This is a genomic window from Siphonobacter curvatus, assembly GCF_002943425.1.
Classification (GTDB): domain Bacteria; phylum Bacteroidota; class Bacteroidia; order Cytophagales; family Spirosomataceae; genus Siphonobacter; species Siphonobacter curvatus.
The window spans coordinates 926,531-944,675 of sequence record NZ_PTRA01000001.1 but is presented as its reverse complement, the minus strand read 5'-3'; the positions used below and the strand labels follow the sequence as shown (position 1 = coordinate 944,675).

General features: G+C 49.4%; 12 protein-coding genes. 5 read left to right on the top strand and 7 right to left on the bottom strand.

Annotated features, from left to right (window positions below; genetic code table 11):
• Positions 1 to 434: 434 nt before the first annotated feature.
• The 3 genes from C5O19_RS03775 to C5O19_RS03765 all read left to right on the top strand — a co-directional run bounded on the left by C5O19_RS03775 (position 435) and on the right by C5O19_RS03765 (position 2,948).
• Complete coding sequence (locus tag C5O19_RS03775) at positions 435 to 848, top strand: DoxX family protein (protein WP_104709967.1); 414 nt, start codon at positions 435 to 437, stop codon at positions 846 to 848.
• Positions 849 to 1,095: 247 nt separating this feature from the next.
• The gene (locus C5O19_RS03770; RefSeq protein ID WP_104709966.1) at positions 1,096 to 2,199 is read left to right on the top strand and encodes a sensor histidine kinase; all 1,104 of its coding nucleotides are present in this window, start codon (positions 1,096 to 1,098) and stop codon (positions 2,197 to 2,199) included.
• Positions 2,196 to 2,948, top strand: coding sequence for a LytR/AlgR family response regulator transcription factor (locus C5O19_RS03765; RefSeq protein WP_104709965.1), 753 nt, complete (start codon positions 2,196 to 2,198; stop codon positions 2,946 to 2,948). The genes C5O19_RS03770 and C5O19_RS03765 overlap by 4 nt, the downstream gene beginning before the upstream one ends.
• Before the next feature lie 470 nt (positions 2,949 to 3,418).
• Here C5O19_RS03765 and C5O19_RS03755 read toward each other — a convergent pair whose 3' ends face one another.
• The 5 genes from C5O19_RS03755 to C5O19_RS03735 all read right to left on the bottom strand — a co-directional run bounded on the left by C5O19_RS03755 (position 3,419) and on the right by C5O19_RS03735 (position 11,524).
• Positions 3,419 to 4,810 carry an efflux transporter outer membrane subunit gene (locus C5O19_RS03755; protein WP_104713863.1) on the bottom strand — a complete coding sequence of 464 codons (1,392 nt, stop codon included), beginning with the start codon at positions 4,808 to 4,810 and terminating at the stop codon, positions 3,419 to 3,421.
• Positions 4,811 to 4,878: 68 nt separating this feature from the next.
• Positions 4,879 to 8,037, bottom strand: a complete 3,159-nt coding sequence (locus C5O19_RS03750; RefSeq protein ID WP_104709963.1) for an efflux RND transporter permease subunit — start codon at positions 8,035 to 8,037, stop codon at positions 4,879 to 4,881.
• Positions 8,038 to 8,102: 65 nt separating this feature from the next.
• Positions 8,103 to 9,257: an efflux RND transporter periplasmic adaptor subunit gene (locus tag C5O19_RS03745; protein WP_104709962.1), complete on the bottom strand. Its 1,155-nt coding sequence runs from the start codon at positions 9,255 to 9,257 to the stop codon at positions 8,103 to 8,105.
• A 253-nt stretch (positions 9,258 to 9,510) separates the two neighbouring features.
• Positions 9,511 to 10,848 carry a sensor histidine kinase gene (locus C5O19_RS03740; RefSeq protein ID WP_104709961.1) on the bottom strand — a complete coding sequence of 446 codons (1,338 nt, stop codon included), beginning with the start codon at positions 10,846 to 10,848 and terminating at the stop codon, positions 9,511 to 9,513.
• The gene (locus C5O19_RS03735; RefSeq protein WP_104709960.1) at positions 10,838 to 11,524 is read right to left on the bottom strand and encodes a response regulator transcription factor; all 687 of its coding nucleotides are present in this window, start codon (positions 11,522 to 11,524) and stop codon (positions 10,838 to 10,840) included. The genes C5O19_RS03740 and C5O19_RS03735 overlap by 11 nt, the downstream gene beginning before the upstream one ends.
• 191 nt (positions 11,525 to 11,715) lie before the next feature.
• Between C5O19_RS03735 and C5O19_RS03730 the strand changes: the two genes are divergently transcribed.
• Positions 11,716 to 14,325: a TonB-dependent receptor domain-containing protein gene (locus C5O19_RS03730; RefSeq protein WP_104709959.1), complete on the top strand. Its 2,610-nt coding sequence runs from the start codon at positions 11,716 to 11,718 to the stop codon at positions 14,323 to 14,325.
• A gap of 161 nt (positions 14,326 to 14,486) precedes the next feature.
• Positions 14,487 to 14,891 carry a PH domain-containing protein gene (locus C5O19_RS03725; protein ID WP_104709958.1) on the top strand — a complete coding sequence of 135 codons (405 nt, stop codon included), beginning with the start codon at positions 14,487 to 14,489 and terminating at the stop codon, positions 14,889 to 14,891.
• Positions 14,892 to 14,958: 67 nt separating this feature from the next.
• Here the strand turns inward: C5O19_RS03725 and C5O19_RS03720 are convergent, their stop codons facing one another.
• Entirely contained in the window at positions 14,959 to 16,569 is a 1,611-nt protein-coding gene (locus tag C5O19_RS03720) for a Na+/H+ antiporter (protein WP_104709957.1), read from the bottom strand.
• Positions 16,570 to 16,719: 150 nt separating this feature from the next.
• Positions 16,720 to 18,123: a hypothetical protein gene (locus C5O19_RS03715; protein WP_104709956.1), complete on the bottom strand. Its 1,404-nt coding sequence runs from the start codon at positions 18,121 to 18,123 to the stop codon at positions 16,720 to 16,722.
• Positions 18,124 to 18,145 lie beyond the last annotated feature (22 nt).

Sequence of the window (18,145 nt, the reverse complement as noted above, 5' to 3'; positions counted from 1 at the left end):
TAGGGAAATGCTATTCCTGCCGAGCCTTCAGAAACCCGCAGAACGCCTGAGATGGCCATACACCAAGCCACTAGGAACCGTGAAAAAGACAACAAGAGAAGAGAGAGAATAAATCTTTTTTCATGACCATTTACAATAAACTACCATTTCTATAGACAAAGTAAAAATACTAAAACTAAGAAAACAAGCCTTTCTTAAAAAATTACAAATCAATTATGGTACGAATCAACATTCAATCCACTACTATACTGATAATCAGCAACTGATTATTTATCTCCTGGAGTTGAGTACTATTTTTTAACTCATTTAGAAGATCAGGCTGTATATTAGCTTTATGATTTTAGGACTAGGACTTGTCTGGATGACCTGAACAAATACCTAATCGATTGGTTAACTAGCCGAACCCCTCTTTCATTCAACCAAACTGATCTGACATGCGAAAATTATTTTCTATCTCGTACACGCTTTCTTCCATTAACTGGGCCACGCTCGTTTTACGGGTAGGCACTGGTTTACTGATGCTGCCGCACGGGTATCAGAAGCTGAGCAACTACGCTGAAAAGAAGAACGAATTCATGAGTCTGTTCGGCCTCGGTAGCCCTACCTCGATGGCACTGGCCATTTTTGCCGAATTTTTCTGCTCTATCCTATTAGTTTTGGGCTTATTTACCCGGGTAGCTACTATTCCGCTGATCATTACGATGCTCGTAGCGGCATTTTTAGCCCACGGCGGGGAGATTTTCGGGGAAGCCGAACTGGCTACGCATTATCTGGTTGCTTATGTAACCATTCTGATTCTGGGCCCTGGCGACTATAGCCTGGATAAGGTGCTGAATAAAAAGATTTAAGTTAATAGCTAACGGAATTTTCAGTTTCGACGAGAATTTTGTTACAGCAAGCCGCTTTGCACTTCTCCATCCCTGACCTCATCCGTCAGGGATTTTTTTCTGTCCATCCTTGGCTTTCGTCGGGCTTTTCCCCGATTCGTCGGCCCCGATTCGGCATTCGTCCGCATTGATTTTCAAATCCCAGTTTGGAAACTGACTTTTGTGTCAGACTTGGTACAAACCAAGCCCCTTTTCTACCCTAACCTGTATGGCCAATAGTTTGACTTCCCGGCAACGGTGGCAGTTATCCCTGACGCTCGCGTTCATCTACTCGATGACCGTGCTGTATGCCATCGTTCCTGATCCAATCCGTAGCTGGGAAGGACTGCTGCGATTGTCAAATTTTGCCATCCCGCTGTGCCTGATCTCCTTCGGGCTTTTTGTGATCTGGCTACGGGTGGCGGACGGGATTCAGCAGAAAATTTTTCAGTATTTCGGTGAAAATTACCTGCTCGAATTTAGATTCCCTGCTCAGTTAGTTGCCCTACTGGCTTCACTCGTACTGGCCGTCGTCTTCAACTGGACCCTGCACAAATGCATTGGTCTTTATATGGATTTTCGGTTCTGGCTATTTCCTCCGCAGCATATGCAGCCCCCTAAACGGTCGCAGGAAGTATGGGGCTACGTCAGCCGGGCCAATAATGGCTTTTCCATCATGATTATGCTCGCGGCTTTCTACCTGATGGCGGCCATACGGGCAACGCAACGCGTGCAGGAAATTCAGATTCGCTCCGAACGACTTGAAAAAGAGAATGTACAGGCTCAGTTTGCGGCCTTGAAGAATCAGGTCAATCCGCATTTTCTGTTCAATAGTCTGAGTATTCTTTCTTCGGTAGTGCACGTGGATGCGAATCTCTCCGAAAAATTCATTGCTCAGCTTTCCAAATCGTATCGCTATATTCTCGAACAGAAAGACAATGATCTGGTATCGCTGAAAACGGAAATTGAGTTTATCCAGTCGTACGCGTTCTTGCTGGGGATTCGGTTTCGGGAAAAATTCGAGGTACAGATTGACGTACCGGAAGCCACGCAACAGAGGTATAAAATTGCTCCGCTGACGTTACAATTGCTGGTCGAAAACGCCGTAAAGCATACCCGTATGTCGAGTAAGGAACCGCTAAGTGTACACATCTATACGCAAGACGAAACTTTAATCGTCGAAAATGGCCTTAAGCCCCGCCTGCAACCCGAAGTATCTACGGGGGTAGGTTTGAAAAATATTACGGCCCGGTACAGCCTGCTCACCGAACGTCCGGTGTGGTACGGTCCGGAACAGGACGCCTTTGTTGTTAAAATTCCTTTGCTGGTATGAACGTAGTCATCATTGAAGACGAATACCTGACCGCCGAACGGCTGGAAAATCTACTGCGTAAATACGACGCTTCGATTCAGGTGCTAACGAAACTGCCTTCCGTATCCGAGGCCGTCGAATGGTTTCAGGAACATCCCGTTCCCGACCTAGCTTTCATGGATATCCACCTGGAAGACGGACTGGCCTTTGCCATTTTCGATCAGATTTCGCTGACAGTTCCGGTAATTTTCACCACCGCTTACGACGAATATACGATTCGGGCGTTTAAGGTAAATAGCGTCGATTATTTACTAAAACCGATTGATTACGAAGAATTAACGGCAGCTCTGGATAAATTCAAGTCCTTGCGTCAGCCCCTGCCGGATCTGAAAAATATTCTTCAGCTGATTCAAAAACCGCAGGAAACGGAGTACAAAAGTCGCTTCATGATTTCCATCGGTACTAAAATCCGGAGTGTTGAAACGGCCGATATTGCGTACTTTTTTTCGGAGGATAAAAGTACTTTTCTGGTTACGCAGGATGGTCAGAAATTACCCGTGGAATACAGTCTGGATAAGCTGAATCAAGTAACGGATCCGAAACGCTTTTTCCGGGTGAACCGGCAGTTTCTGGTGGCCTTCCCGGCTATCGAAACGATTCATACGTACTCCGCTGGAAAACTGAAAGTAGACCTGGATCCGGAACCAAGAGCCGAAGTGTTCGTCAGCGGTGATCGGATTACAGACTTTAAGGTGTGGCTGGGAAGGTAAGTCTAGTTTTCAGTTTGCCCCGTATTCCATACGAGGTTATGCACGTTGAACCCTTTCGGGGTTGGAGTGTTCGGTTGAAGAGGGGCTACTGGTGTAAGTTTCCAAACTTGTACCCGCCATTTGGCAGTTAGAAACGGCCACCTTCCATTTCGAGTTTATTTACAGCAATCCAGTAAAGTAGGCAGGACGCGTTGTTTGTAGCATCCGCTACGGACGTAAAAGTTGGTAGGCTATGCCTACCGGGTGGGCCAAGTGCCCCTGAAGGCTTGCAAAACCTTTCGCTCATTCCAACTCTTCCTAATTCCCTGTAAATAAACAAGCAGATATACCTCAAATCATCGTCATCCAAATACAACATTGCTACCTTAAGCATATTTCAGCTCCTGAACGAATCAAAGTACTTTTCGTCCAAAAACGAACAAGGTCCGGTAGTTTTGCTGGACCTTGTTCGTTTTTAATCTGTATATCCTTTACTGCCAGCCCCCGCCTAAAGCCCGGTACAAGTTTACGACTGACTGCAACTGCTGCAATCGGTCAGAAACGCTGTTTAGCTCGGCAGAAAGTAAGCTTTGCTGAGCTACGAGTACTTCGGTATAGTTCGCTGAACTGTATTTCAATAATTCTTTCGTGTAATCAACGGAACGGTTCAGAGCATTAAGCTGACGTCCGCGAATCATGGCTCGTTCCGTAGCGGTCTGGTACGCAAACAAAGCATTTGAAACTTCCTGTCCTGCCGTCAACAGCGTCTGCTGAAAGCTTAGTAAAGCCTGCTCCTGATCGGCTTTGGCGATTCGTAAGCGAGCCACGTTAGCACCCCTGGCGAAGATCGGCTGAGCAATACCCGCCGCCAGGTTGCCAAACATGGAAGCCGTCGAAAACAGATTTCCTAACGAAAGAGCAGAAAGACCGCCATTACCCGTTAGCGTAAGTGAGGGGTAAAAATACGTTCGGGCTGCGTTAGTCAGTTCAAAGGTGCTTCGGTAGGATAGCTCGGCTTCCTGCACATCCGGACGATTGCTGAGTAACTGAGCCGGTACGCCCACCTGTAAGCTCTCCATGGTCTGTTGCTCCTGCAACGTGGTACGCTTGATTGCACCAGGTGCACGACCCAGCAATACGCTCAAAGCGTTTTCCGTTTCCCGAACCGTTTGTTTCAGCGAGGGGATCGTTACTTCGGCCGCGTACTGACTCGCTTCGCTTTGTACGACGGCGGCTCCGGTTACTACGGCGGCTTCCTTCAAGGCCTGCATAGTCTCTACGTTCTGCTGCCAGATCTCCACGTTTTTCTGCGTAATGGCTAACTGAGCATCCAGAGCCAGCAGGGAGTAGTAACTGTTGGCAATATCAGAAATGAGCTGGGTTTGAATAGCCCGACGCGTAGCTTCGCTCCGCAGTACCTGAGCCAGATTGGCCTTTCGGGTACTCCGCAGACGACCCCAGATGTCAGCTTCCCAACTGGCATTCACGTACAACTGGAATTGTTGTCTGGCAAAACCCGTTGCGGCACTCGGTACCTGAGGCACTTTAGCCGTTACTCCTGTTCCATTACCCGTTACGTTTGGGAAAAAGGCCATCCGGCTCTGGTACAGGTTGGCCTCAGCCACTTCGATTCGCGTCAGGGCGGCCTTCAAATCCAGGTTATTGTTCAGCCCTTCCTGAATCAATGCCTGCAGAGTCGTATCGGAAAACATGTTCCGCCAGGGCATATCCGCCAGCGTTGCGGTATCCGTCTCGGCCTGATCCCGGTACAAGCCCTCCGTCTTTCCCTTCGGACCTTCGTAGGGTTTTGTTATTCGACAGGCGGCAAGCACTTGCAGCAGTATCAGCACTGCGAACGCCTGCCACAAAAGTTTTCGATTCATAAATTTACTGGTCAATGGTAAGGGCACGGAAGGGTTCATCCAACACTCCTCCTTCCGTACCATTTGTATTAGTTTCCGGCCATCAGGTCGGCGTGTGATTTTTCCTCCGTTTTCAGCTGATCCGGCGTTCCACTGATGCGTTCCTGCAAAGACTGGAAGATGATGAACAGAACCGGAATCACGAAGACCCCAAACAGGGTACCAATCAACATCCCGCCGACGGCTCCCGTACCAATGGAACGGTTTCCTAAAGCTCCGGCCCCGGTAGAAACCGCTAGGGGTACCAGACCCAGAATAAAGGCAAAGGACGTCATCAAAATCGGGCGTAAACGGGCCTGGGCACCATCTACGGCGGCCTGCACGATACTCATGCCGTGTCGTCGTCGTTCGACGGCGTACTCCACAATCAAAATCGCATTCTTCGCCAACAGACCAATCAACATAATGAGCGTGATCTGGAGGTAGATGTTATTATTGATGTCGAAGAGGTTGGCGAAAATAAAGGTTCCGGCCAGACCAACCGGCAGCGAAAGCAGTACTGCCAGGGGCAGAATGTAACTTTCGTACTGAGCACTCAGCAGGAAGTATACGAAGACCAGACACAGAATAAAGATGTAAATGGTCTGTCCCCCGCTGGTTAACTCTTCCCGGGTCATCCCCGAAAATTCGTAACCATATCCTTGGGGCAGCGTAGTTGCAGCCACTTCCTGAATGGCTTTGATGGCATCCCCGGAACTGTAACCCGGCTTCGGCGTACCCGTGATGGATACCGATGTAAAGAGGTTAAACCGGGTGATCGTTTCCGGTCCGTACACCCGCTCCATCGTCACGAATTCGGAAATCGGAGCCATCGTACCACTCGTGTTACGGATGTATACGGAGTTCAGGTTCTGGGGACTGGCCCGGTACGCCGGATCAGCCTGAATCATTACCCGATATTGCTTACCAAACTGGTTAAAGTTGGAAGCATACACGCCACCAAAATACCCTTGTAAGGCACTCAATACGGCGTTGACCGTTAATCCGGCTTCTTTGGTACGGGCCACATTTACGTTGACCTGATACTGCGGGAATGTCGGGTTAAAGGTGGTTGTGGCAAATTGAATTTCCGGACGTTTCAACAAAGCGGCCATGAAATCTTTTTCGACCTGGAACAGCTTTTCGATGGTTCCGCCCGCCCGGTCCTGCAACTGTAACTCAAAACCGTTGCTGGTACCAAAACCCTGAATGGTCGGTGGCGAGAAGAACACGATTTCAGCCCCGCGAATGTGAGCGGTTTTAGCAAACAGATCCCGGATTACGGCATTGTTATCCTTATCCGGGCGTTCTTTCCAGTCTTTCAAGCCAATAATGACCATCCCGTATGAACTACCATTCCCACTAATGATACTGCGTCCGGCCAGACGCGTCGTGAACCGTACGGCGGGCATTTCGCGAGCAATGCGGTCTACTTCATCCCCGATGGCCGTGGTACGCTCTACGGACGAAGCCGGAGGTAGCGTAATGTTAGCAAAGATGGTTCCCTGATCTTCATTAGGAACGAAACCCGAGGGCGTTGATCGAAGCAACCAGACGAAGATTCCCGCAAACACGGCAATACTACCCAGAGCAATCCATTTTTTCGCCGAAAGGAAGGTTACCGAACGTTTGTACTTTTCTGTAACGGCATCAAAACCCGTATTGAACGCCGTATAAAAACGTTGCATGAATCCTTTCTTATGGTGCTCCTTGTCGTGCGGTTTCAGCAGCAGGGCACACAGGGCTGGACTCAGCGTCAGGGCGTTGATGGCCGAAAGAATAATCGAAATTGCTAGCGTTAGCCCGAACTGTTTGTAGAATACCCCCGTCGAGCCACCGATAAAACTTACTGGTACGAATACCGCCGCCATCACCAGCGTAATGGAGATGATAGCTCCGCTGATTTCGCTCATGGCGTCGATGGAAGCCTTGCGGGCTGACTGATACCCTTCGTCGAGCTTGGCGTGCACGGCCTCCACTACGACAATGGCATCATCCACTACGATACCAATGGCCAGTACCAAAGCAAAGAGTGTCAACAAGTTAATCGTGAATCCAAACAGGTTCAGGAAGAAGAACGTACCAACAATCGCGACGGGTACAGCAATGGCTGGAATGAGCGTCGAACGGAAATCCTGCAAGAAGATAAACACTACGATAAATACGAGGATGAAGGCCTCGATCAGCGTATGAATTACCTTTTCAATGGAAGCATCCAGGAAGTTGTTGGCGTTGAGCAGCTCCGCGTAATGAACCCCGGAAGGAAATGATTTTTCCGCTTCCTTGATTACTTTCAGGGAGTTTTCGATGACTTCCTGAGCATTCGAACCCGCCGTCTGGTTGACCGCCAGTGCCACCGAAGGATAGCCCTGCGACGTCGAAATACTGGCGTAGCTTTGGGCTCCCAATTCTACCCGGGCAATATCCCGTAACCGCAGTACCTGTCCACCCGGCGTCGAACGAATAATCATGTTTTCAAACTGACCGGGGTCTTTCAGACGACCCGGGTATTTGATGACGTACTGGAACGACTGGTCGCTGCTTTCCCCGAACTGACCCGGAGCCGCTTCCACGTTTTGTTCCGCCAAAGCCGCTGATACGTCATCGGGAATCAGTCCATAGGTAGCCATCACGTCCGGTTTCAGCCAAATCCGCATGGCGTAATCCCGCAAACCGAACGCACTCGCATCCCCTACCCCGGTTACCCGTTTGAGTTGGGGTACGATGTTGATGTTGGCGTAGTTTTGTAAAAACGTAGCATCGTAGGCCTTGTTTTTACTATACAAGGTAAAGATCAGTACGTTACTACTTTGCCGCTTGCTGGTAATTACCCCCGACCGCGTTACTTCCTGCGGTAGCAAACTCGTCGCTCGGGATACGCGGTTCTGCACGTTTACCGCCGCTAAGTCAGGGTTGGTACCGAGTTTGAAGAAAATGGTGATGGTGGCAGTACCGTCGTTGGCCGCCGTAGAAGTCATGTACATCATGTCTTCTACCCCGTTAATCTGTTCTTCCAACGGTACAATCACACTGGACAGTACCACGCTGGCGTTGGCCCCCGTATACGTCGCCTGCACCTGTACGGTCGGCGGAGCAATTTCGGGGTACTGGGAAACGGGCAGGGTGATTAGCCCCAGCACGCCCAGCATGACAATAATGATGGAGATAACGGTGGATAATACCGGCCGTTCAATGAATTTTCTTAACATATCAAATGAGGTTGTGCGTGGAAGGCTTTGGCGTAGGACACCCAGCCGTCTGCTCTAAACCGCTCTTACTTTCGCGTCGTATCGGCAGCAGTAGCCGTAGAATCCGCCTGCGGAGCCGCTGGCTTGATTTCCACATCGTCCCGTAAGGCGGTAATACCATCCGTAACGACCCGATCACCCGCTTTTAGCCCCTGCTGCACAATGAACGATTTGCCGTCCGTCGTGGGTCGTACCTGGATTTCCACACTCTTGACTTTATTACCCTCCACTACTTGGTATACCAGACGTTTGCCTTGCAATTCGTACGTAGCTTTCTGGGGAATTAGCAGAGCGTTATCAATGTGGGAAGAAACCCGCACCTGACCCGTACTACCGCTGCGAAGGAAGCCTTCGGGGTTGGGGAACGTCGCCCGGAAGTTGGCCGAACCCGTTTCGGTACTGATCAGTCCACTAGCGGTTTCTACGCGACCTTTGTGCGAGTATACTGTTCCATCGGCCAGTACCAGCGATACCCCTGGTAATGTGGCAAGCCGTTGCTGGAGCGTGTTTCCTTTTACATCGCGGAAGAAATCCAGCAGTTGTTTCTCGTTGAGGGAAAAGTAGGCGTACACGTTTCCCGTATTGGCTACGGTTGTCAGGGGTGTTGTGGTCGTAGGACTCACTAAGCTACCCAACTTGAGGGGCAGCAGACCAATGACGCCATCCACCGGACTTACCACTTTCGTGTAACTCAGGTTCGTATTGGCATTCGCCAGCGTAGCCTTGGCCTGAGCCAGAGCCGCCTGCCGGGATTGCAGAGTGTATTCCGCTGACTCCAGCTCGTAGTGACTAATGATGTCTTTCTCCACGAGTGGTTTTACTTTATTCACCTGCATCTGAGCCGCGTTTACGTCAGCCTGAGCAATTTTGATGCTGGCCTGAGCCGTACGTACTTCTTGCTCATATTGGGGAGCACTGATGCGGAAGAGTACCTGTCCTTTACGAACCAGGGCTCCTTCGTCTACGTAAATGTGATCAATATAGCCGTCAATTTTCGGTCGGATTTCTACGTTCTGCTGACCCTGCATGGTTGCCGGATAGTCGGTATACACATCCGTGGGTTGAGCGGCTACCGTAATAACGGGATATTCTTTAGGAGCTGCCGGGGCTTGTTGTGCCCCCTGCTTCTGTTCATCTTTTTTTCCGCAGGCCACGGCCAGTACCAATAGGCAGAGACCCATTTTTCCAGCAAGCCTGGTTCGGAAAGACGACGATTGAGATGGGATGAAATGCATTACTCAGCTATTAAAACTTGTATTATACCAGGAATGACAACCAACCATTTGAAAAATTTGTTTCCTCTCCTTTCTCACAACCATCGATTGTCCGATTCCGATACCCAAAAGAAGCCCCAAAATCTGTCGAAAATCTGACGGATTGCCCGATTTGTCAACCTTATTGACCAATTTGTCGATTATTAAAAAATTGTAATTTTTATTTTTGCCAGTGAATCCGAATCACGTGTTGCGAGTGCTGGTAGGCGTACGCACAATGAAAGTCGAGCGTCTCACAAATCGCTTCTACAATGGCGAGTCCTAACCCCAGTCGCCCATTATCCGTAGACTTGGTATGATACCGGGCAAATAAATCCTCGGTCCTCCCCTCCACGACTGATCCGGTATTACTCATCTCAAAGCCACGGCTCGTCAGACGGATGGTAATTTCTCCCTGATTTACATTGTGTTGCACGGCATTTCGCAGCAGATTATCCACTAAAATCCGTACCAGTTCTTCGTTGGTGCTGAGCAGTACGGGCGTGTCCGCCTGCAAGGTCACGGTGAGGTTGCGGTACTCGATGAGTTCTTCGTAGGTTTCCAGGCTTTCCCGCACTAGTTCATTGAAGTTGATTTCCTTTTTTTCAATGTTGCCAGCGTACTGAATGCTGCGAATCCGGGATAATAGATTGAGTCCTTTATGGATACCCGACAGCCGGACAATCGTCTTCTTAATATCCAGCAGTTCCTTCCGGTTTTCTGACTCCAGACTGGTTCGCTTGAGAATCAGTTCGACTTTAGCCAGCAGAATACTTAGGGGTGTTTGCAGCTCGTGAGCCGTATTTTCGGTAAACTCCCGCAGTTGGTTGTAAGCACTCTGGGTTTTGGTCGTGAAATCCAGAATGGCCTGATTGAACAATTCAAACTCCCGGATGTGCGTATCTTTCAGTTGTAGCGGCTCTTTGTTGCGAATGTGATACGAGTTGATCCGTCGGAGATTCTGATAAAAAGGCCGCCAGAGATTGTACGAAACCCGGTTGAGATTAAACTGGAAAAAGCCCCAGTTCAGCAGGAAGAATAAGATCAGTGAGAAGGCCACAGCAAACAAAACCGCCTCATTTTCAGGACCACCCGGTTCATTTAGCTCGATTTTGGTAATCTTCAGTTCGTACCAGCGATTTTTGATTTTGGCCGTCGTCGTGAATTCCTTGATCCGCTTGTTGTTCAGGTGCTGATTAAAAAAAAGGATCGACCAGAAATCGCTGTCCACGGTCACGACGTCGAAGAAATGGTATTCGAAGTAAGAATAAGGTTTGGTATCCGCTGGTAACGGGCGGTAGGTAATACCTTCTATTTTAGGAAACGAACCCGTCAGCTCCACGTACGAAACCACCTCCTCGGCCTGAGCCTTGAACCGGTTTCGATAAATGACTTTATAGTAAAAATCAATGACCAGGTTGTTGAATAAAATCGTCAGGACGAGCAGAATGGGCAAGGCTACAACGTAAACCTTCTTAATCTTCGTAATGAAGCGTTTACTGTACTGATTAATTGCCATCGGATTTCTTTAAGGTATAGCCCATCCCGTACATCGTCACGATGCTGACTTCACAACCTTCTTTCTTGAGTTTCTGCCGGAGGTTTTTGATATGGGTGTAGATGTAATCGAAAGAATCAACCATATCAATGTCGTCTTTCAGTACGTAGTCGGACAGCGACTCTTTGGAAACCGTCCGGTTTTTATTCACCAGCAAGTAGTACAGAATCCGTAACTGACTGTGCGTCAGCTTTAGTTCCTGCCCATTTACGCGTACCTGATTCGCAGCCAGATCATAGGAAAGGTTATGATACACCAGTTCCTCGGAGTCCTGGGGGTAGCGGCGGCGAATAATACTGCGGATACGGGCCAGCAGTTCATCAAGGTGAAAGGGCTTGACCAGATAATCATCGGCCCCGAGGTTGAGGCCGCGTAGTTTGTCGTCCAGGCTATTCCGTACCGAGATGATCAGTACGCCCGGATGCGAGTCCATACTCTGAATGTCGCCAAAAAGATCAAAACCCAGTCCACCGGGCAAATTGATGTCTAGTACGACAATATCATAGATTTTATCCGCCAGTTTTTCGCGGGCTTCCTGAAACGACAATGCCGTTTCGCAGGAAAAACCTTCCTGCACCAACGCCGAACGAATACTGTCGGATAACAACGTTTCGTCTTCTACCAGTAGAATCTTCATAGGTCATTTCCAAAGTTCTGATCCCTAAATAACGCATCAATTCTGTCTAAAATCTGTGCATCCTCCCGTCCCCGCTTTCTTCCGGCGGAAATGGGCATTCGTCCGTTCGAAGTCGGCACTCGGTAAGATTCATTTCGCGGCCCCTGGGATTGGTATCACTTTTGTATTGTTCCTTTCCTGGACCAAAAGCAATGAAACGATACGTATTTACCCTATCCTTTGGAGCCCTATTCGGTTTGAGTCACGGTTACGCACAAGTACCCACCGACTCCCTTTCTGTACAGCCCGTCGCTGCCGACTCCACGCAGCCCGCTGCTCCTAAAAATCCCGTAGTGACGGGATTCCTGGTTGATTCTACCGGCGGCAAACCCGTAGAATTTGCCAGCGTTGCCTTATTCAACCGATCGACCAATCAACTGGTAACGGGTACGGTAGCCGATGGCAAGGGCCAGTTTACGATCAGTAACGTAAGCCCCGGTAATTACCGCCTGCAAATTTCATTTGTGGGGTACGAAACCAAATCAATTGAGCCGCTGAACGTTATTCAGGATGTGACGCTGGGCGTTATCAAACTGTCAGGCGATTCCAAAACGCTTCAGGAGGTTACCGTAACGGGGCAGAAAGCCTTGATTGAAGAAAAGGTAGACCGCCTGGTGTATAACGCTGAAAAAGACATCTCCTCCAAAGGGGGTGACGCTTCCGATATTTTACGTAAAGTACCCATGCTTTCGGTCGATCTGGACGGAAACGTTTCGATGCGGGGAAGCAGTAACATTCGCGTACTGATTAATAACAAACCTTCCACGATTGTCGCCAGTAGCGTAGCGGATGCCCTCAAGCAAATTCCCGCCGACCAGATTGCTACGGTGGAAGTCATTACTTCGCCTTCGGCTAAATACGACGCGGAAGGTTCCGGCGGGATCATCAACATCATCACGAAGAAAAATAACCTGCAGGGTTTCAACCTGAACCTGGATACGGGCGTGGGTAACCGGGGAGCGAACCTGGGACTGAACGGTAATTATCGACAAGGAAAAATGGGCTTCACGCTGGGCGGCTTTGGCCGGGCGGAGTACAACGTCAAAACGCTTTCTACGCTCGATCAAACCAGTCAAGTAGGTGGCAATACCCTTCTATCGCGTCAGAGGGGCGAAGGTATGTCCCGTGGTTTGATGGGCCGCTACAACCTGGGCTGGGATTACGATATTTCGAAAAACCAGAGCATCACGGCGGGTATTCGCTATGGATTGCGGAACCGGAATGTCGATCAGGATTACCTGACGGAACTGTTTACCAACGGAGCCATGACGGGTACGCAAAACCGGAACGTCACGACGAAAAACAATTCGGGTACCATTGATGCCAACATTGACTACCTGCACATTTTCAAGCCCCAGCAGGAATGGAGCGTATCGGCGTTGTACAGTCGTAACGACATGGTGAACAACTTCGACGCCGATCTGCTCTCGGGAGAATCCCTGACGGGTCGTCAGCGAAACCTGAATGATAACGTCAATCAGGAGTTTACCCTGCAAACGGATTACCAGACGCCCATTCAGAAAAACCAGATGCTGGAATTTGGATTAAAAGGCATCATGCGGAAAGTGAATAGTAATTACGAGTATCTGCTGGCCGGACCCACGGGTAACTATTTCCCGCAGGAAAATAACCCCGAAGGTTTCCTGGATTACAACCAGAACATTGCCGCGGGTTACGCTTCCTACACGTATACGACGAAAAATAAGTACACCTTCAAAGTTGGTACGCGGTACGAGTACACGGCTATCGACGCCCGCTCCAATACCGATGCGTCCATCGCCATTCCGAACTATAGTAATTTCGTACCGAGCGTCAACATCTCCAAGGCTTTGAAAACAGGAATGGTGAAACTGGCCTACAACCGCCGGATTCAACGGCCGGGTATTCAGCAACTGAACCCTAACTTCAATGCCGCTAACCCGCAAAACGTAACCATGGGAAACCCGCTGTTACGTCCCGAGTTGACGGACAACGTGGAGCTTGGCTACAGCAATACCTTTAACAAGGCGTTCTTTAATGCGGCGGTGTTTGGTCGCTTCACCAACAACTCGATTACGCAGGTTCGGACGCCCCTCGATACACTGGCCGGAGCCATCTTGACGACGTTCGAAAACATTGGTTCAGAACATGCTTTAGGGGTCAACCTGTTTTTCAAGTACGACCTCTCGTCTAAGTTCAGCCTCGATTTCTTCACCAACAGTTACTATACTAAACTGCAGGGTACGACTACGGGACTGGACGGTTTGTCGATTAACATTGAAAATTCGGGCTTCAACGTCGATTTTGGTAGCCGTTTACAGGCAACGCTGGGTAAAGGCTGGGGTATTCAGGGCTTCGGTATGATGCGGGGGCCGCAGGTACAATTACAGGGTCGGATGGCCGGTTTTGGGTTTTATAACTTAGGTATTCGGAAAGACTTTGCCAACAAGAAAGGCAGCATCGGTATTGCGGCCGAAAACTTTCTGGCTTCCAACATTCGGATGAAAACGGAGTTGACGTCACCACAGTTTACGCAGGTGAACAACATGTACATGTATAACCGGGGCGTACGGCTGACCTTTAGTTACAAGATTGGAAAAATGAGTATGCAGGCTCCCCGCCGTCGGACGAAATCCATTCAAAACGACGACGTGAAAGACGGAGGCGGAACTGATACTGGAGCAGGTATGCAGAACGGTAGTGGCGGCCAGCCTTCGGGCGGTACGCCTTCCGGCGGAGCACCCGCTGGCGGTGGCAAACCAACGACCAGTCCTAAAAAATAAGATTCATTTTTTAATACATAGAGTTCATCGTCAAAAGCCCCCGGTCGTACTGGGGGCTTTTACTGTTTATTATCTGTTTTCGGCAAATTTTACTTGAAGTACGTATCTTGGCTGAAGTCCAGTCATTATGCGAATCTTTCCTACTCCTCTTCTCTAAACCTATGATCACGTATCCCTCTAAAGTAGGCCTTGAACTCGTCCTTCCGATTTCGATTCTCTGTCTTGGAATCGCTAGTTTTATGGCTTACCAGGGGATTTGGCTTGGACTGGGAATCATCTTGCTTTGCTCGCTATTCATCATTCATGTCTTTTCTACGACTGTCTACCAGATGGATACTGATACACTCAGAATTAGCTCTGGCTTTTTGTTTCAGGAACGCATTGAAATAAAGTCCATTCGAAAAGTATCCAAGTCCAGAAATATCCTTCAGTCTCCTGCCCTATCGCTGGACCGGATTGAGCTGATTTATAATCGCTTTGACCATATTCTTCTTTCGCCCAGGGATAAGGCGGGCTTTGTGGCGGAGCTATTAAAACGTAATCCCAGCATTGAAGTCCAACTATAAAAACATTGCGAGTAGCCGGACCTTATGCACAGGGTCCTGACTACTCGCAACGAATGGGAAAACTTTCCTATTTAATAATCTTCAACCGGCTCTGCACCGCCACATTCCAGACGTCCAGTTCACCCTCTACTTTCCGAATCATTTCTTCCGGGTACTTATCATTCTTAAGTAGTTTGATAATCTCCTGTCGCTGGAAATTAATCACCTCCAGTTCACTAAAAATATACTGTTTGAATTGCTCATTACGGGTCTTTAGGGATGGCTGTATCCCATCCGTAGGGAGAGAGCCGTTCAGGTAGCGGATTTGCTGTTCAAAACGGTTTCTCAGGCCGTTATGAATGTATTCGTTTCCTCCTAGGATCGGCAGTTCCTTGTCAATAAAGGTCATGGCCTGACGAGCCATATGCAGACGCAGTTTCCGTTCAAGAGCCGCTTCTTTTTCGGTATCTTCTTTTACATTAAAATGACGAACGAAAAACGGCAACGTTAAGCCCTGTAACACCAGCGTAACCAGAATCACAATAAAGGCCAGAAAGAGAACCACGTCTCGATTAGGAAAAGCATTACCGTTTTGCAGGGTCAGCGGCAGGGCTAAGGCCGTGGCCAGCGATACCACGCCCCGCATGCCCGCCCAGCCGATGATAAAGAGTTCGCCCTTGCTCTTGATGGTAGCTTCATTGGCAAAGCCGAATCGCATGGAAGATTTGGAAATAACAAACAGCCAGGCCATCCGAATGAATATAGCCGCCGCACTCACGAGTAGTCCGTAGAGAATGAGGTGCGTCATCGAATACTCGGTAATGCCTTCCAGCAACCAGGGTAGCTGTAAGCCAATGAGAATGAAGACAAAACCGTTGAGCAGAAAGCCCAGCAGTTCCCAGAAATTGTTACTCAACATGCGACCCTGGTACGAAAACACTTCCGACGAACGCCAGGAAACGTATAAGCCCGTAGCCACGACCGACAATACACCTGATACCTTAATGTGTTCCGCAAATAGATAGGAAACGAAAGGGATCATTAGGTTCAAACTCGCCTCTACAGTTGCGTTGCCCTGTACTTTTCGCAAGGCCCACACAAAGGCGTACCCAATGGCCAATCCAGCCAGTACGCCCCCGATAGCCAAGATCACAAACTGAATACTGGCCTGCCATAAAATGAAACTTCCACTGGCTACGGCGGCTACGGCGTACCGATACGCAATTAGGGCCGAGGCATCATTCACGAGGCTTTCGCCTTCGAGGATGACGGTCGTACGGCGGGGCATGCCCAATCCCTTGGTCGCACTGGTAGCAGCAACGGCGTCGGGCGGTGATACAATAGCTCCGAGTACAAAGGCCAGGGGCCAATCGAAGCCTGGAATGCAGTAATGAGCGACGACGGCTACTACCGTGGTCGTCAGAAAAACCAAACCAATCGCCAGACGACTAATGGGTTTACGGTAGGTTTTCAAATCGTGCCAGGAGATTTTCCAGCTGGCTTCGTATAGCAAGGGGGGAAGAAAAATCAGGAATACCACTTCAGGGTCCAGCCGGACGTTCGGCAAACTGGGCGTAATTCCAACAAACAGGCCGCCCAACACCAGTAGCACCGGATAGGGCAGCTTCATTTTGGGAGCTAAAGCCGCCAGCCCCGCCAGTATGGCCATTAAAATGAGTATAGGTTCGAGTATTTCCATGGGGATTTGAAGGGTAGTAATACGAAGTAATCTATTAATACAAGAAAGCCCACCCCTGAAAAAGTTCCGACGGGTGGGCTAATTATACATAGAAAACCGAACTATATACGATATACGCCAACAGATTAATAGGGCTTTTCCCTAAAAACATCATAATGCTACCGTACCCGCTACTACCTGGTGATAAGGGAGGTCCATTTTCCAGACCTTCGACCCATGTCGACATAGGATGCTTTGTATTTTTCCAGCTTCCAGGCTCGGACGGGCGGCGGCGACTACCACTAGTTTATTACCCAGCAAAGCTCCTCGAACCCCTATGGGATTGGAATTGGTATACATCCACTGAAATTGACGAAGGCCTAGGTCGTAGGCTTTCTCTTTCCAGGTGCGGGAATCGTCCGTCCAGTTTTGGCCGTTATCGAGCGAAAACTCGATTTTGACGTTATACAGTGTCTTCGGGCTTTCCCAGAATTCGTTAAACTGTGAAGCCCGCCACTTGCCCGCCTCAAAGGCGAAATCAGCGGCATTGAGTGGTTCGCCGGGATTCCAGCTGCAAATGCCCCCACCGGATTTACCGGCTCCGCTCACCAGAAACCACAGGGGCAGCGACTCGCAGACGTGCGGAGCGATCATCTCCAGATTGCCGCCTTCGTAACGGGTCATTACCCAGCTAAAACCCTTGTAATTTTTTCCGGTAAAGGCGGCTCGCTCGTCGAGCCATTTCAGGCATTGCCGCATATGTAAACTACTCCGGGCGGCGTAATCGTCAAAGCTGGCGTAAGCTTTACCGGGGCCAATCAGAGCCTCTTCGTAGTGAGCGTAAGGCATCATTTCAAAAAAGGTAAAACCAGCCTTTTTGTAGAGCTGATGCCGGGCTTCTCCCCCTACCACTTCATACGGTTGGTCGGGACCGCCCTTTCCTTCGGGGTACAAATTGGCTTTCCCCGACGCATACATGGCAAACTCCACATTCGGATGCTGTTGTCGAACCAGCCGAACTCCCTCCGACAGCACCTGATTATTTTTCCAGGCGGCCGGAAAACCTTCCAGATCCAGATCGAAAAACACCCGGGCGTTACCCCAGCCAAAGCGATAAGCTCTTGACCACCACCAGCCCGTCAGGAAGTCGCGTACTTGCTCGGGACTTACGGTCACCGGATTGGTCCACAAACCCTGCAAAGGGCCCGACTGCTTACACATATCATCGTCGCCCAGCATTTCGTACAAGCCCGTCCCGGGCGGCAGGGTTTGCAGAAATGTTTTGGCCTGTTCTACAGTAATTTGCTGGGTATCTACCTGACCTACGACAGACCGGATCGGGAAATAGGTATTGCCTTTGCGAACAAAGTCTCGCTCTTTTTCCAGTTCGGGAAGTAACATCGCCATCCAGAAAGATCCTTTGGGCATCCGGAAATTTGGTATTTCGGAAAGGTCCAGTCGCGTAATTTTTAGCGGATCAACCGCCTGGAATGGCACGGATGTACGTTCTGCAGCGTTCGAGCAAGCCTGCAAAACCAGAGCCAGCGATAGTAATAAGGGGAAGGAAATTTTCATACAGGGAAGGTTATTCATAAGT

Coding starts and splice junctions, on each gene's coding strand:
- C5O19_RS03775 (WP_104709967.1), top strand. CDS start 435: ATGCGAAAATTATTTTCTATCTCGTACACGCTTTCTTCCATTAACTGG.
- C5O19_RS03770 (WP_104709966.1), top strand. CDS start 1,096: ATGGCCAATAGTTTGACTTCCCGGCAACGGTGGCAGTTATCCCTGACG.
- C5O19_RS03765 (WP_104709965.1), top strand. CDS start 2,196: ATGAACGTAGTCATCATTGAAGACGAATACCTGACCGCCGAACGGCTG.
- C5O19_RS03755 (WP_104713863.1), bottom strand. CDS start 4,810: ATGAATCGAAAACTTTTGTGGCAGGCGTTCGCAGTGCTGATACTGCTG.
- C5O19_RS03750 (WP_104709963.1), bottom strand. CDS start 8,037: ATGTTAAGAAAATTCATTGAACGGCCGGTATTATCCACCGTTATCTCC.
- C5O19_RS03745 (WP_104709962.1), bottom strand. CDS start 9,257: ATGGGTCTCTGCCTATTGGTACTGGCCGTGGCCTGCGGAAAAAAAGAT.
- C5O19_RS03740 (WP_104709961.1), bottom strand. CDS start 10,848: ATGGCAATTAATCAGTACAGTAAACGCTTCATTACGAAGATTAAGAAG.
- C5O19_RS03735 (WP_104709960.1), bottom strand. CDS start 11,524: ATGAAGATTCTACTGGTAGAAGACGAAACGTTGTTATCCGACAGTATT.
- C5O19_RS03730 (WP_104709959.1), top strand. CDS start 11,716: ATGAAACGATACGTATTTACCCTATCCTTTGGAGCCCTATTCGGTTTG.
- C5O19_RS03725 (WP_104709958.1), top strand. CDS start 14,487: ATGATCACGTATCCCTCTAAAGTAGGCCTTGAACTCGTCCTTCCGATT.
- C5O19_RS03720 (WP_104709957.1), bottom strand. CDS start 16,569: ATGGAAATACTCGAACCTATACTCATTTTAATGGCCATACTGGCGGGG.
- C5O19_RS03715 (WP_104709956.1), bottom strand. CDS start 18,123: ATGAAAATTTCCTTCCCCTTATTACTATCGCTGGCTCTGGTTTTGCAG.